Source organism: Streptomyces himalayensis subsp. himalayensis (assembly GCF_013778455.1).
Taxonomy (GTDB): Bacteria; Actinomycetota; Actinomycetes; order Streptomycetales; family Streptomycetaceae; genus Streptomyces; species Streptomyces himalayensis.
Genome location: NZ_JACEHE010000008.1, coordinates 135,742 through 150,294, shown reverse-complemented (window position 1 = coordinate 150,294; position 14,553 = coordinate 135,742). Strand labels below are relative to the sequence as shown.

Annotated in this window: 11 protein-coding genes; 5 read left to right on the top strand and 6 right to left on the bottom strand. The window is 71.3% G+C overall.

Translation table 11 applies throughout. From position 1 onward, the window contains the following. Nucleotides 1–565: 565 nt before the first annotated feature. The gene (locus H1D24_RS15610; protein ID WP_181658157.1) at nucleotides 566–3,859 is read left to right on the top strand and encodes a sacsin N-terminal ATP-binding-like domain-containing protein; all 3,294 of its coding nucleotides are present in this window, start codon (nucleotides 566–568) and stop codon (nucleotides 3,857–3,859) included. A gap of 200 nt (nucleotides 3,860–4,059) precedes the next feature. Here H1D24_RS15610 and H1D24_RS15605 read toward each other — a convergent pair whose 3' ends face one another. Together H1D24_RS15605 and H1D24_RS15600 are read right to left on the bottom strand one after the other, a co-directional pair. Beyond that, nucleotides 4,060–6,471 carry a cation-translocating P-type ATPase gene (locus tag H1D24_RS15605; RefSeq protein WP_181658156.1) on the bottom strand — a complete coding sequence of 804 codons (2,412 nt, stop codon included), beginning with the start codon at nucleotides 6,469–6,471 and terminating at the stop codon, nucleotides 4,060–4,062. An 89-nt stretch (nucleotides 6,472–6,560) separates the two neighbouring features. Next, nucleotides 6,561–6,830 (bottom strand): DUF2530 domain-containing protein, encoded by a 270-nt coding sequence (locus H1D24_RS15600; protein WP_181658155.1) that lies wholly within the window; start codon nucleotides 6,828–6,830, stop codon nucleotides 6,561–6,563. Between the two features lie 283 nt (nucleotides 6,831–7,113). Between H1D24_RS15600 and H1D24_RS15595 the strand changes: the two genes are divergently transcribed. Beyond that, nucleotides 7,114–8,565 (top strand): NCS2 family permease, encoded by a 1,452-nt coding sequence (locus H1D24_RS15595; RefSeq protein ID WP_181658154.1) that lies wholly within the window; start codon nucleotides 7,114–7,116, stop codon nucleotides 8,563–8,565. A gap of 15 nt (nucleotides 8,566–8,580) precedes the next feature. On the opposite strand, the gene H1D24_RS15590 is transcribed toward H1D24_RS15595, so the two are convergent. Further along, nucleotides 8,581–8,814: a ribbon-helix-helix protein, CopG family gene (locus tag H1D24_RS15590; protein WP_181658153.1), complete on the bottom strand. Its 234-nt coding sequence runs from the start codon at nucleotides 8,812–8,814 to the stop codon at nucleotides 8,581–8,583. A 224-nt stretch (nucleotides 8,815–9,038) separates the two neighbouring features. Here H1D24_RS15590 and H1D24_RS15585 point away from each other — a divergent pair, with 224 nt between their 5' ends. From H1D24_RS15585 to thpR, 3 genes are all read left to right on the top strand, one after another. Continuing rightward, complete coding sequence (locus H1D24_RS15585) at nucleotides 9,039–9,476, top strand: MarR family winged helix-turn-helix transcriptional regulator (protein ID WP_181658152.1); 438 nt, start codon at nucleotides 9,039–9,041, stop codon at nucleotides 9,474–9,476. 147 nt (nucleotides 9,477–9,623) lie between these two features. Continuing rightward, a complete protein-coding gene (locus H1D24_RS15580; RefSeq protein ID WP_181658151.1) occupies nucleotides 9,624–10,967 on the top strand; it encodes an MFS transporter in 1,344 nt (447 codons plus the stop codon). A gap of 167 nt (nucleotides 10,968–11,134) precedes the next feature. Continuing rightward, entirely contained in the window at nucleotides 11,135–11,704 is a 570-nt protein-coding gene (gene thpR, locus H1D24_RS15575; protein ID WP_181658150.1) for an RNA 2',3'-cyclic phosphodiesterase, read from the top strand. Nucleotides 11,705–12,022: 318 nt separating this feature from the next. Here thpR and H1D24_RS15570 read toward each other — a convergent pair whose 3' ends face one another. The 3 genes from H1D24_RS15570 to H1D24_RS15560 form a co-directional block, all read right to left on the bottom strand. Then, nucleotides 12,023–13,015, bottom strand: coding sequence for an aldo/keto reductase (locus tag H1D24_RS15570; protein WP_181658149.1), 993 nt, complete (start codon nucleotides 13,013–13,015; stop codon nucleotides 12,023–12,025). 69 nt (nucleotides 13,016–13,084) lie between these two features. Then, nucleotides 13,085–13,672, bottom strand: a complete 588-nt coding sequence (locus H1D24_RS15565) for a Uma2 family endonuclease (RefSeq protein WP_181658148.1) — start codon at nucleotides 13,670–13,672, stop codon at nucleotides 13,085–13,087. A gap of 98 nt (nucleotides 13,673–13,770) precedes the next feature. After that, nucleotides 13,771–14,460, bottom strand: coding sequence for an SGNH/GDSL hydrolase family protein (locus H1D24_RS15560; protein ID WP_181658147.1), 690 nt, complete (start codon nucleotides 14,458–14,460; stop codon nucleotides 13,771–13,773). Between the last annotated feature and the right edge of the window lie 93 nt (nucleotides 14,461–14,553).

Sequence of the window (14,553 nt, the reverse complement as noted above, 5' to 3'; positions counted from 1 at the left end):
TGCCCACCCGTTCCGCCCCAGGCGGAACGCATGCCCACAACGGTCAGTGGCGCGGCTGCCACCTGTCCCGTCGCAACGGCGGAACCGGCCACCGGCGGATCGCCGCGTACGTGCCGAAGGGGACGTGGCGGGATGTGCGCCCGCTGGGGGTACCTCCCAGGCCCTTAAGGCACTGGGGGAGGCTGGCGCAAGCGTACGGTTCCCTCCGACGACAACGGTTCGGCGCCAGACCTGGGGGCACCTCCCAGGCCCTTAAGGCACTGGGGGAGTACATCCCGGCGCGGCCCCGACCCGGCCACCGGCAGGTGGCGCACCAACCGACCACCGGCTGAAAGCCGCCCATGCCACCCAGCCCACACCGGCAGGTGGCGCACCAGAGCGGACCCGCAGACGCGCACGCGCCGATCCAGCCACCGCCCGGTGGCGAACCACCCACCGGCCGGAGGCCCGCGGTGGCGAACCGCCCACCCGGCCGGACGCCGCCGCGCGGTACCTTCGGGCGGCGGCGAACGCGTAACCGCGCCGACGCCGGGAACAGCAATGCCGGAGGCAAGGAGTGACCACCGTGAGCAAGTTCGTGCGGCCGGCCCCGGAGGGGGCGGATCCGTTCGGGACGGCGCGTCTGCGGCGCGGGGTACTCGACGCATGGGCGGCGAGCCCGGCCCGGTTCCGCGAGGACGCCAACGCCGAGGAGGACCTCGCGCTCGGCGGCTACCGCGACCGCCTCGTCGTGGAGCTGGCGCAGAACGCCGCCGACGCGGCGGCACGCGCGGGCGTGCCCGGGCGGCTCCGCCTCATCCTCCGCGACGGCGTCCTCGCCGCCGCCAACACCGGCGCCCCCCTCGACGCGGCAGGCGCCGAGTCGCTGTCCACGCTGCGCGCCTCCGCGAAGCGGGAGGGGCACGGCGAGGGCAGGACCGCGGCCGTCGGCCGCTTCGGCGTCGGCTTCGCCGCCGTGCTCGCCGTGACCGACGAGCCCGCGGTGGTCGGCCGCCACGGCGGCGTACGGTGGTCGCTCGCCGAGGCCCGGGAGCTGGCCGCTGAGACCGCGCGCCACAGCCCCGGGCTGGGCGACGAGCTGCGCCGCCGCGAGGGCCACGTGCCGCTCCTCCGCCTGCCGCTGCCCGCCGAGGGCACCGCCCCGGAGGGATACGACACCGTCGTCATCCTGCCGCTGCGCGACGCGGCAGCCGGAGACCTCGTCGAACGGCTGCTCGAGGGCATCGACGACGCCCTCCTGCTGAGCCTCCCGGGGCTCGAGGAGGTCGTCGTCGAGACGCAGGGCGCGGTGGACGGCGTCCGGACGCTGCGGCGGCGCCCGCACCCCGGGGCCGCATCCGACATCGTCATCGACGACAGCCGCGACGGTACGAGCCGGTGGCGCACCGTCAGCCGCCACGGCTCCCTCGACCACGAACTGCTCGCCGACCGCCCGGTCGAGGAGCGGCTTCGCCCCTACTGGTCCGTGACCTGGGCCGTCCCCGTGGACGACGAGGGCGCCCCGCGACGCCCCCGTACCGCCCCGGTCGTGCACGCACCGACGGCCAGCGACGAACCCCTCGGCGTACCGGCGCTGCTCATCGCGTCGCTGCCGCTGGACACGATGCGCCGGCACGCCGCGCCGGGCCCGCTGACCGACTTCCTCGTGCAGCGCGCGGCGGACGCGTACGCCGAACTGCTCGCTTCCTGGCGCCCCTTGAGCACCAGCCTGATCGATCTTGTGCCGGGTCCGCTCGGCAAGGGCGTCCTGGACGGGGCGCTGCGCCAGGCCATCCTCGACCGGCTGCCGCGTACGGCGTTCCTGCCGCCCGCGGTGGAGCGCGAGGGGGCAGAGGCCGCTCCGGCCTGGCCCCTGGAGGGAGCCGAGGCGGCGCCGGCCTGGGCCCGAGGCTCCGAGGCCGCACCGGCCTGGGCCCCGGAGGGCGAGGCCATGATGCCGGGCGGTACGGCGGCCGCCGGCCCCGTGGCGTTGCGGCCGCGCGAGGCCGAGGTCGTCGAGGGCGCGGGCGCCGACACGGTGCGGGTGCTGGCCGAGGTGCTGCCGAGCCTGCTGCCCGCCGGGCTCGAACGCCGTGTGGAGCTGCGCACGCTGGGCGTCGCCCGCGTTCCGCTGACCGAGGCGATCGACCGGCTCGCCGGTCTGGAACGGGAGCCCGCCTGGTGGCGGCGGCTGTACGACAGCCTGGCCGGCGTCGACCCGGACCGGCTCTCAGGTCTGCCGGTGCCCCTCGCCGACGGCCGTACGACGATCGGGCCCCGGCAGGTGCTGCTGCCGGTGCCGCCGTCCGGCAGGGGCACGGAAACGGGCGAGCCCGCGGAAGAGCCTGCCGCCCCGGCCTCCCTCGCCCGTCTCGGCCTCAAGGTCGCGCACCCCGACGCCGCGCACCCCCTCCTCGAGAAGCTCGGTGCCCTGCCCGCCACACCGCGTGCCGTCCTGACGACACCCCAGGTGCGGGCCGCCGTCGCGGGCTCACTGGAGGACGACTCCTGGGACGAGGACGCGCTGGACGCGGAGGAGCTCGCGGACCTCGTCCTCGCGCTCGTCCGGGATGCCGGTCTCGACCCGGGCGACGAGCCCTGGCTCGGGGCGCTCGCGCTGCCCGACGACGAAGGGGAGCTCGCCCCGGCTGGCGAGCTCGTGCTGCCCGGCAGCCGTTTCGCGGGGGTCGTGCGCGAGGGCGAACTGGCCGAGGTGGACGCCGAACTGGCCGAGCGCTGGGGCGAACAGCCGCTCGCCGCCTGCGGGGTCCTCGCGAACTTCGCGCTGGTCCGCGCCACGGACGTGGTCCTCGACCCGGACGAAGTGGAGCCGCGCAGCGGCGACTTCCCCGAGCCCGACGACGCGGGGCTGCTCGACGCCGTCGACGTCTGGTGCGAGGACATCCTCGACCGGCTGCCCGACACTCCCGTACCGCCGGTCGCCACCGAGATCATCGCCGTACGCGATCTCGACCTCGTCGACGACGACCGCTGGCCGCAGGCGCTCGCGCTGCTGTCGCAGCCGCCGCTGCGGGACGCCCTCACGCAGCCGGTGCGCATCCTGCTGCCGGACGGCACCACGGAAACGGTCCGCCCGTACACGGCCTGGTGGCTGCGCGGCCACCCGGTGCTCGACGGCCGCCGCCCGGCCGGTCTGCGGGCCGCGGGCGGGGACCCGCTGCTGGCCGGGCTGTACGACTCGGCGGACGCGACGGGCTTCGACGACGAGCAGGTACTGCGGGCGCTCGGCGTCCGAACCTCCGTCGCCGTGCTCCTCTCCGAACCCGGCGGCGCGGCCGAGCTCCTCGACCGCCTCGCCGACCCGGAGCGCGACGTCACGTCGGCCCAACTCCACGCGATCTACGGCCTGTTGGCGGACCTCGACCCGGAGCAGGTGACGCTCCCGGACGACCTGCGGGCCGTCGTGGACGGCCGCGTCACGGTCGTCGACGCGGCGGACGCGGTGGTGGCGGACGCCCCCGACCTGCTGCCGCTCACCGCCGGGCTGCCCCTGCTCCCCGTACGCCCGTCGCGCGCCGCCGACCTGGCCGAACTGTTCCAGGTACGGCGCCTCAGCGAGACGGTGACCGCGGAGGTGGCGGGCGAGGGAGTGGTGCATCCGGTCCCGGAGTCGGTCCGGGTGCTGCTGGGACCGTCGACCCCGGCGACGTACACCGAGTACGAGGAACTCGTCGTGGCCGGCACGGAACTGGACTGGCGGCAGGCGCCCGACGGCACGGTCCACGCGGCGACGCTGGAGGGCGTCGCGGCGGGTCTGGCCTGGGCGGCGGGCCAGTGGCCGCGCCGCTTCGAGGTCGCGGCCCTCCTCGAGGACCCGTCGCGCACGGAGGAACTGGCCCGGGACCGCTGGTTCGACTGAGGGCGGACGCACCAGCCCGTCCGGCGTTTGAGGACGAGGCCGTTCAGGCCGATAGGGGGTCCGGGGGCGGAGCCCCCGGGGGACGGGACGGGTAGGGGCGGCGGGGGCGAAACCCCACCCCGGCGGGGGCCGGCCGTGTCCCCGGCGGGGCCGGACCGTGGCGAGCGAAGCGATGCCCGGCCGGGCCCCGCCGACCACTCCTACGCCGGGAACCGCCGCCCTACCCACCGCCACAAAAACTCCAGCACGACCCCCGCCACCCCCGCGATCGCCACCGCGCCCCACGGCATCGTCGTCCCCACCAGCTTCAACGCAAAGAAGTGCTGCAGCCAGGGCACGACGAGGACCAGCAGGAACCCGGTGCACATCGCGGCGACGAGGCCGATCCGCCACCACGTGTAGGGGCGCGCGATGATCGCCAGGACCCACATGGCGATCAGGAAGAGCGTGAGAGTCGCCGCGCTCGTCTCGGCGTCCAGCTCGTCGGGCCCGGTGTAGTGGTGCCGTGCCAGCAGGTACGTCGCGAAGGTGGCGGTGGCCGCGAGGATCCCGCCCGGGATCGCGTACCGCATGACGCGTCGTACGAAGTGGGGCTGGGCGCGTTCCTTGTTGGGGGCCAGGGCGAGGAAGAACGCCGGGACGCCGATGGTCAGCGTCGACAGCAGGGTCAGGTGGCGCGGCAGGAACGGGTATTCGACCTGGGCGCAGACCACCATGATGGCGAGGAGCACCGAGTAGACGGTCTTCACGAGGAAGAGCGTCGCGACGCGCGTGATGTTGCCGATGACCCGGCGGCCCTCCGCGACGACCGAGGGCAGCGTCGCGAAGCTGTTGTTCAGCAGCACGATCTGGGCGACGGCCCGGCTGGCCTCGGAGCCGGAGCCCATGGCGACACCGATGTCGGCGTCCTTCAGTGCGAGGACGTCGTTGACGCCGTCGCCGGTCATCGCGACCGTGTGCCCGCGCGATTGCAGCGCGCCGACCATGTCCCGTTTCTGCTGAGGGGTCACCCGGCCGAAGACCGTGTGGTCGTCGAGGACCTGGGCCATCTCCGGTCGCGCCTGCGGGAGCGCCCGCGCGTCGAGGGTGTTCTCGGCGCCGGGCACGCCCAGTTTCGCGGCGACCGCGCCGACCGACACGGCGTTGTCACCGGAGATCACCTTGGCGCGCACGTCCTGGTCCGCGAAGTAGCGCAGGGTGTCGGCGGCATCCGGCCGCAGCCGCTGTTCCAGTACGACGAGCGCGGTGGGGCGCGCGCCGTGCGTGAGCTCGGGGTCGTCCAGCTCCCTGACCGCGCGGGTCAGGAGCAGCACGCGCAGCCCCTGTTCGTTGAGCTGCTCGGTCTCGGCCAGTGTCGGGTGCCCGGCGGGCAGCAGGACGTCCGGGGCTCCGAGAAGCCATGAGCTGGACTCGCCGTTGCCCTCGCTGAAGCTTGCTCCGCTGTACTTGCGGGCCGAAGAGAAGGGCAGCGACTCCGTGCAGCGCCACTCGTCGCTGTCCGGATACGCGTCGATGATGGCCTGCAGGCTGGCGTTCGGCCGCGGGTCGGACTCGCCGAGGGCGCCGAGGACCTTGCGTATGTACGTGCCGTCCGCGCCGTCCAGCGCGCGTACCTCGGTGACGTCCATGCCGCCCTCGGTCAGCGTGCCCGTCTTGTCCAGGCAGACGGTGTCGACGCGGGCGAGCCCCTCGATCGCCGGAAGCTCCTGCACGAGGCACTGTTTTCGGCCAAGCCGGATCACACCGATCGCGAAGGCGACCGAGGTCAGCAGCACCAGTCCCTCGGGCACCATCGGCACGATGCCGCCGACGGTGCGCGCGAGCGCGTCCTTGAAGCCGGAGTCGTGGGTCTCGTCGGCGAGCTGGCTGATGATCAGGCCGAGCGCGGTCGGGATCATCATCCACGTCACGTACTTGAGGATCGTGGAGATACCGGTCCGCAGCTCGGAGTGGACGAGCGTGAAGCGGGACGCCTCTTCCGCGAGCTGCGCGGCGTACGCCTCGCGGCCCACCTTGACCGCGGTGAACGCGCCGCCGCCCGCCACCACGAAGCTGCCCGACATCACCTGGTCGCCGGGGTTCTTGACGACGGGGTCGGCCTCGCCGGTGAGCAGCGACTCGTCGATCTCCAGCCCGTCGGCCTCCGCGACGGCACCGTCCACGACGATCTTGTCACCGGGCCCGATCTCGATCAGGTCCCCGAGGACGATCTCGGAGGTGCTGATCTCGGCGGTGACGCCGTCCCGCCGCACCGTCGGCCGCGCTTCGCCGATCAACGCGAGCGAGTCCAGCGTCTTCTTGGCGCGCAGCTCCTGGATGATGCCGATGCCGGTGTTGGCGAGGATCACATAGCCGAACAGGCTGTCCTGGAACGGCGCGACGAACAGCATGATCAGCCACAGCACACCGATGATCGCGTTGAAGCGGGTGAAGACGTTGGCCCGGATGATGTCGACCGTCGAGCGGCTGCTGCGCACCGGAACGTCGTTGACCTCGCCGCGCGCCACCCGCCGGGCGACCTCCGCGGCGGTCAGCCCGGGCGAGGGTTTCCCGCGGGGTATCGGCACGGGGTGCACAGGATCGAGTTCAGCACCCGCATCGATGTGCGTCATGAAAACGACGGTAAGGGCGGACCCGCGGCTTCACCCCCCGAACACCTGGCCGCCTTTGCTGCGGGCGGCCAGAGGCGAGAAAGGGCGCCCTACTCGGCGGCGTCGCCGGCCTTCAGCGCCGCGTCCCGCTTCATCGCCGCATCCCGCTTCCGCACGTACCAGATGCCGATCAGCCCCAGCCCCCCGCCGGCCAGGCACGTCCACAGCCACCACGTGTGCCCGTGATCGTCGAACCACCCGTAGAACGGCAGCTGCACCAGGAACAGCAGGAACCACAGGACCGTGCCGCCGGTGATGGTGGCGACCACGGGCCCCTCAAGGGGCTCGGGCGCCTCGTGCTTGGGGGTCCATTTCGCCATGCGCACAGCTTACGAGGGCCCCGGGGGCGGGTCGGACGCCCCCGCACCGAGGCCCCCGCAGGAGGGCGGGGCCCTTGTGCCGCAAGGGGTCTACGCGCGGAGATGGCGATATGTGGCTCATATGTTCATACTGAAACGGTCCGAGTCTGGCTACTTCTAGTCGTATGAAGCTCCAACAGTGACTGCTGAGTGACCGCAGAGGCGCAAAGAAAAATCTGTTGTTGACCGTCGACGGCCGGACCCGATCAATTCCGTGAATCACCCGCACCCCTGAGGTTCCCGCATGCCCACCTCGGCCACCGCCAAGGCCGCCACTCCGGAGCAGCCGCAGCAGCAGCCTCCGCACAGTGCGCTCGACCGTTACTTCAAGATCTCCGAGCGAGGTTCGAGCATTCCGCGGGAGATCCGCGGCGGGTTCGCCACCTTCTTCGCGATGGCCTACATCATCGTGCTGAACCCGATCATCCTGGGCAGCGCGAAGGACATGTACGGCAATCAGCTGGACAACGCCCAGCTGGTCACGGCGACCGCGGTGACCGCCGCGTTCACGACCCTCCTGATGGGCGTCATCGGCAACGTGCCGATCGCGCTGGCCGCCGGACTCGGCGTCAACACCGTCGTGGCCCTCCAGCTCGCGCCGCGCATGAGCTGGCCGGACGCGATGGGCATGGTGGTCCTCGCCGGCTTCGTCGTGATGCTGCTCGTGGCCACGGGCCTGCGGGAGCGCGTGATGAACGCCGTGCCGTTCGGCCTGCGCAAGGCCATCGCGATCGGTATCGGCCTGTTCATCCTGCTGATCGGCCTCGTGGACGCCGGTTTCGTCACGCGCATGCCGGACGCCGCCCACACCACCGTGCCGCTGCAGCTCGGCGGCGACGGGCACCTGGGCGGCTGGCCGGTTCTCGTCTTCATCGTCGGCGTGCTGCTCACGTTCGCGCTGATCGTGCGCAAGGTGCCGGGCGCGATCCTGATCTCGATCGTCGTGATGACGGTGGCCGCCGCGGTGATCCACGCCGTCGCGAACGTGCCCTCCTGGGGTCTGACCACTCCGGCGTGGCCCGGCAACCCGATCGCGACGCCGGACTTCGGCCTCATCGGCCAGGTCAGCCTCTTCGGCGGCTTCGAGAAGGTCGGCATCCTGACGGGCCTGCTGTTCGTCTTCACCGTGCTGCTGTCGTGCTTCTTCGACGCGATGGGCACGATCATGGGCATCGGTGACGAGGCCAAGCTGACCGACGCCAACGGCAACATGCCGGGCATCAACAAGGTCCTGTTCGTGGACGGCATCGCCGTCGCCGCGGGCGGCGCCAGCTCCTCCTCGGCCACCACCTGCTTCGTCGAGTCCACGGCGGGCGTCGGCGAAGGCGCACGGACCGGCTTCGCGAACGTCGTCACCGGCGCGCTATTCGCCGTCTCGCTCTTCCTGACCCCGCTTGCCACCATGGTGCCGTCCCAGGCGGCCACCCCCGCGCTGGTCGCGGTGGGCTTCATGATCATGGCCGGCTCCATCCGGGAGATCGACTGGAGCGATCACACGATCGCGATCGCGGCCTTCGTGACGATGCTGATGATGCCGTTCACGTACTCGATCACGAACGGCATCGGCATGGGCTTCATCACCTTCACGGTTCTCCGCCTGGCCGCGGGCCGCGGCCGTGAGGTGCCCGCCGCGATGTACGTGGTGTCGGCGGTGTTCGCCTTCTACTACCTGATGCCCGCGCTGGGCCTTACGTGACGCAGGCGTAGGAAGTCATTCGGCGGGGCTGCGGGGCCGCCGCGACGCCGGGGTTCCGTAGAACCCCTCGGCGGCCCCGTAGAACCTCTCCGTCTCCTCGACCGCGGACTGGAACCGCTCGTCGAAGTCACTGCGAATGAGCGTCTGGACGACATAGTCCTGGACGCTCATTCCTCTTTTCGCGGCATGCCGGCGGAGCCGCTCGAGCAGCTCACGGTCCAAGCGCAGGCTGAGCACGTCGGTCCCCATGGGGACGAGGGTTGCCCGACCTGACCGGCCCACGCGTCACTTTCGGGAATTGGATCACTCATTTGGGTGATGTCCCGCATATGGAGTTTCCGCCGGGCGGGCCATGTGCGGCACCGGCACCCGTGGGCGCGGCCGGGGGTCGCTCTGCTCCGGTGAGCACGGTCACGCGCGTCGCTGCCCCGATCCGCGAGAATTTAGGGAGAGTAATGAGTTATCCTAAAGACATGCCGGACCTCACGCATGGCGACGACGCTGCCGCCGTGAACGCACTGCGCTCCTCCGTGATGCGGTTGTCGCGCAGAATCAAGCACCAGCGGGTCGACGAGTCGCTGAGCCCCACCGAGATGTCGGTGCTCGGCACCCTGGCCCGCTGCGGCTCCGCCACGCCGGGCGAGCTCGCCCGCAAGGAGCACGTACAGCCGCCGTCGATGACTCGCATCGTCGCCCTGCTGGAGGCCAAGGGACTGGTCCGTCTGGAGCCGCATCCCGAGGACCGCCGCCAGAAGGTCGTGACGCAGACCGAGCAGGCCGAGGCCATGCTCGAGGAGAGCCGCCGCCGGCGGAACGCGTGGCTGGCGGAGCTGGTGGCGGGCCTCGACGAGGACGAGTGGGCGAAGCTGCGCGTCGCCGCCCCGGTCCTGGAGAAGCTGGCCCATCTCTGACGCACCGCGACGGGGGGCCGGGCGGCTTCCGGCAGTACAGACCGGCTTCCGGCATCACACACCGCGCCAGCACACGAGCCGCGCGTACGAAGTGACCGCGACCGCCACGCGTACGAAGTGACCGCGACCGCCAAAGGAGGCGAAACCTTGAGTACGGGAACCGGAGCAGATTCCGCACCCGGACCAACCACCCACGACTCCCAGCCCGCCACCACCAAGACCAATATGTTCAGCTCGCTGAAGATCCGGAACTACCGGCTCTTCTTCACCGGGCAGGTCATCTCCAACACCGGCACCTGGATGCAGCGCATCGCCCAGGACTGGCTGGTGCTCAGCCTCACCGGCTCGGCCGCCGCCGTCGGTATCACCACGGCGCTGCAGTTCCTTCCGATGCTGCTCTTCGGCCTCTACGGCGGCGTCCTCGTCGACCGCCTGCCCAAGCGGCCGGTCCTGCTGTTCACGCAGAGCGCGATGGGCCTGACGGGCCTCGCTCTCGCGGCCCTCACCCTGAGCGGGCACGTCCAGGTCTGGCACGTGTATCTCACGGCATTCGTCCTCGGCCTCGTCACGGTCGTCGACAATCCGGCCCGTCAGTCGTTCGTGTCCGAGATGGTCGGGCCCGGCCAGCTGCAGAACGCGGTCAGCCTCAACTCGGCGAACTTCCAGTCCGCCCGCCTCATCGGGCCGGCCGTCGCGGGCGTCCTCATCACCGGTGTCGGTACCGGCTGGGCGTTCCTGCTCAACGGCGTGTCCTTCGTCGCTCCCATCGCCGGTCTTCTCCTGATGCGCGCCCGTGAACTGCATCAGGTCGAGCGTGCGCCGCGCGGCAAGGGTCAGTTGCGGGAGGGCCTGCGCTATGTCGCCGGCCGGCCGGAGCTGATCTGGCCGATCGTCCTCGTCGGGTTCATCGGCACGTTCGGCTTCAACTTCCCGGTGTGGCTGTCGGCCTTCGCCGACGACGTGTTCCAGGGCGGGGCGGGCGCGTACAGCATGTTCAACATCCTGGTGGCCGCCGGTTCGCTGGCGGGCGCTCTGCTCGCCGCCCGGCGCGGTACGTCGCGGCTGCGGCTGCTGGTCGTCGCGGCGCTGCTCTTCGGTGTCCTGGAGGTGGCGGCCGCCGTGGCGCCGTCCCTGTGGATCTTCTCGGCACTGCTCGTCCTCATCGGCATGGTCGGCCTGACGGTCAACGTCACGGCCAACTCGTCCGTGCAGATGGCCACCGATCCCGCGATGCGCGGCCGGGTGATGAGCCTGTTCATGATGGTCTTCATGGGTGGTACGCCGCTGGGTGCGCCGGTTGTCGGCTGGGTCACGGACACGTACGGGGCGAGGGTCGGCTTCGCCGCCGGCGGCCTCGTCTCGGCCGCGGCCGCCGTCGCCGTCGGCCTGATCCTGGCGCGGGTGGGCGGGCTGCGCCTCTCGGTGGGCTGGCACCGGGGCCATCCGCATGTGCGGTTCGTACCGCGGGAGCGGCTGGCCACGGCGGCGTGAGATGCCGGGCGAGCGCCGAGGGGTGCGGCCCTCGGGGGCCCGCCTGGGCCCCGCCCGGCTGTGCCGCCTGCCGGACCGGGCCTGCCGGGTGAAGTACGGGGTGGGGCCCGGTGTGCTGTCGCCTGCGCCGGACGTGCGGTGGCGCAGGCGTGGGACAGACTCTGACCATGAGACTCTTCGCCGCCGTGCTGCCCCCGGACCACGCGTGCCGTGAACTCGCCTCTGCCGTCGACAGGGTGAGGAGCCTGCCCGGCGCCGACGCGCTGCGCTGGACCCCCCGTCCCGGCTGGCACTTCACGCTGGCGTTCTACGGCGAGGTGGCGGAGGAGACGGTCCCCGAGCTGTCTGAGCGGCTGGCCAGGGCCGCTCGTCGCACCGACTCCTTCCCGCTGGCCCTGCGCGGCGGCGGCCACTTCGGGGACCGGGCGCTGTGGGCCGGAGCCGAGGGCGACGTGGGCACCATGCGGCTGCTGGCCGAACGGACGGAGGCGGCGGGCCGCAAGGCAGGCATCGAGATGGGCGAGCACCGCCGCTACCATCCGCACCTGTCCATCGCCCGCACCCGCCGACCGCACGACCTGCGGCCGTACGTGGCCGAGCTGCGCCACTTCGCGGGCAGCGAGTGGACCGTGGACGAGCTGCGTCTGGTGCGGAGCCGGCTGCCCGTTTCAGGGGTGCGGGGTGAGCAGCCGCGCTACGAGACGGTCGCCCGCTGGCCACTCGGAGGGGCCGGTTAACCTCGAGTACGTGGACCCTAAGACCAGGAACCGGATCATGGCCGGTGTGCTCGTGTTGATGTTCGTCGTGGTGGCGCTGTCGGCGGCGGTGGGGAAGTAGACCGGCCGCGGCAAGGCACGCCGCCCCTGGCCTCCCGGCCAGGGGCGACTGTTGTGCTACGAGGCGAACGCTTCCGGCGACGGTCCCGGCCCCGGGCTGTGTTGTCCCGGGGGAGTTACCAGGCGAACGCCTCCGGCGACGGCCCCGGCCTCGGGCTGTGCTGTCCCGGGGGCAACCCCCGGACCCCGGCCGAGCGGGGGTCCGGCCGGATGTGACGGTTACCAGGCGAACGCCTCCGGCGACGGCCCAGGCCCCGGGAAGATCTCGTCCAGGGACGTGAGCACCTCGTCCGACAGTTCCAGTTCGACGGCGCGTAGTGCCGAGGCAAGCTGGGCCGCCGTGCGCGGGCCGACGATCGGGCCGGTCACGCCGGGGCGGGTGAGCAGCCAGGCGAGTGCCGCCTCGCCGGGCTCGAGGCCGTGCTTGTCGAGCAGGTCCTCGTACGCCTGGACCTTCTCGCGTACGGCGGAGTTGGCGAGGGCGTCGGCGGAGCGACCGGACGCACGCCGACCGCCTTCCGTCTCCTTCTTGATGACGCCGCCGAGCAGCCCGCCGTGCAGCGGGGACCAGGGGATGACACCGAGGCCGTAGTCCTGCGCGGCCGGGATGACCTCCATCTCGGCGCGGCGCTCGGCGAGGTTGTACAGGCACTGCTCGCTGACGAGCCCGAAGCTGCCGCGCCGGGCCGCGGTCTCGTTGGCCTGGGCGATCTTGTACCCGGGGAAGTTGGAGGACCCCGCGTAGAGGATCTTGCCCTGCTGGACCAGTACGTCGATGGCCTGCCAGATCTCCTCGAAGGGGGTCTGACGGTCGATGTGGTGGAACTGGTAGACGTCGATGTAGTCCGTCTGGAGCCGCTTCAGGCTGGCGTCGACGGCCCGCCGGATGTTGAGGGCGGAGAGCTTGTCGTGGTTGGGCCACACGTGGTCGCCGTCGGGCGCCATGTTCCCGTACACCTTGGTGGCGAGGACGACCTTGTCGCGCCGCTCACCGCCCTGGGCGAACCAGTTGCCGATGATCGACTCCGTACGGCCCTTGTTCTCGCCCCAGCCGTACACGTTGGCGGTGTCGAAGAAGTTGATACCTGCGTCCAGCGCCGCGTCCATGATGGCGTGGCTGTCGGCCTCATCGGTCTGGGGCCCGAAATTCATCGTCCCGAGAACGAGCCGGCTGACCTTGAGACCCGTGCGTCCGAGCTGCGTGTACTTCATGAGGCTTTAGCCAACGCCGTGGAGTGCGCTCTAGGCAAGGGGAGTTTGCAGCCAGGGCGGGGCGCGTGGTCAGTCGCGGGGGAACTCGTCGGTCTTGAGGCTGAGGCCGAGGGGGGTGGTGGTCATGTCGACGTCCACGCCGTAGCTGATGGACGTGTCGCTCATGTACTCGCCGTCCTTGGGCTGGGTGAACAGGCGGCATTTCCCGACGTACGGGTCGACGATCAGATAGACGGCAACCTCCGCCAGCGCGTACGCGGTCTTCTTGGGGCCGTAGTCGTTGGGAGCCGTGCCCTCGGAGATGACCTCCGCGATGAACTCGACGTCCTGGTAGCGCCAGCGACCCTCGTCGTCCTTCTTCGCGGAGTCGCTGAGCTTGGCAACGTCCGGACAGAAGCCGTTCTCGTGACCCGGGAAGTCGATCCGGACGTCAGAGAACACTCTGACTTCCCTCCCGAACCTGTCTTCGAGGGCCCGTACGATCCGGCGGATGATTTCCCAATGGGTGTCGCGCTGCGGCGTCATGTGGACGTTGCCCCCGACGATCTCAACCCTGAATCCTTCGGGGACGGGCATACGCTCAAGGCGCTCGAACCACTCGTCCAGACGCTTGGTGTTGGCGTCGGCCATCTCGATCCTGTCTTCCAGGACGGTCATCGTGGCGCTCCTCCCCGGCCGCCTCTCGGACAAGTGCAGCCGCGCAGTACAACGATACGCACGGTGACCGGGCCACGCCGGGCCCTGGAGGGCGTGCCCTACGCCCCGATCTCGTAGGGGGAACCCAAGTCCCACGCCTGATACATCGCGTCCGCCAACGCCCCCGCCAGCTTGTGCTCCCCGCTCGCGTTCGGGTGCGTCCCGTCGTACGTGTCGAAGTGGATGTCGTACGACTCGGGGACCGAGGCCAGGAGGAGGGGGGAGGACGGCTCGTCCAGGTCGGCGACGGCCTTCGCCAGGAGTTCGTTGAAGCGGGCGACCTCCGTCGCGAACTCCGCGTCCGATTCTGCGCGTACGTTCGGGATCACCGGCAGCACGACCATGCGTACCCGCGGGTTGGCCAGCCTCGCCTCGGTGACGAAGCGGCGCATGTTCTCCGCCGTCTGCTCGGCGTCCGTGTAGAAGCCGAGGTCTATCAGGCCCAGGGAGACCAGCAGCACGTCCGCCCGTTCGCGCTTCACCGTCTCGCGGATCAGCGGAGCCATGTGCAGCCAGCCCTCGCCCCAGCCGGCGAGGTGGCGGCGGGCGTGCGGCGGGAAGTCAGGGTCCGCGTACTCGTACGAGAGGGGCGCGTCCGCGGCCTTGTCGTGCAGCGTCTCGCGCGGCCCGACGATCGCGAACGGGCCGCCGTACGCCCTGCACAGGTGCTGCCACATCCGGTACCGCCAGGTGTGTTCGCCGGCGCTTCCGATCGTCATGGAGTCCCCGACGGGCATGAACCTGAGCATCCGCTCATCATCGTCGATCAACGCCGGGCCGGTGGCGGCCGGGGGTGTGAGGCTGGACACGCCCGGTGAAGGGCCGGGCGGGGTGGCAGGCTT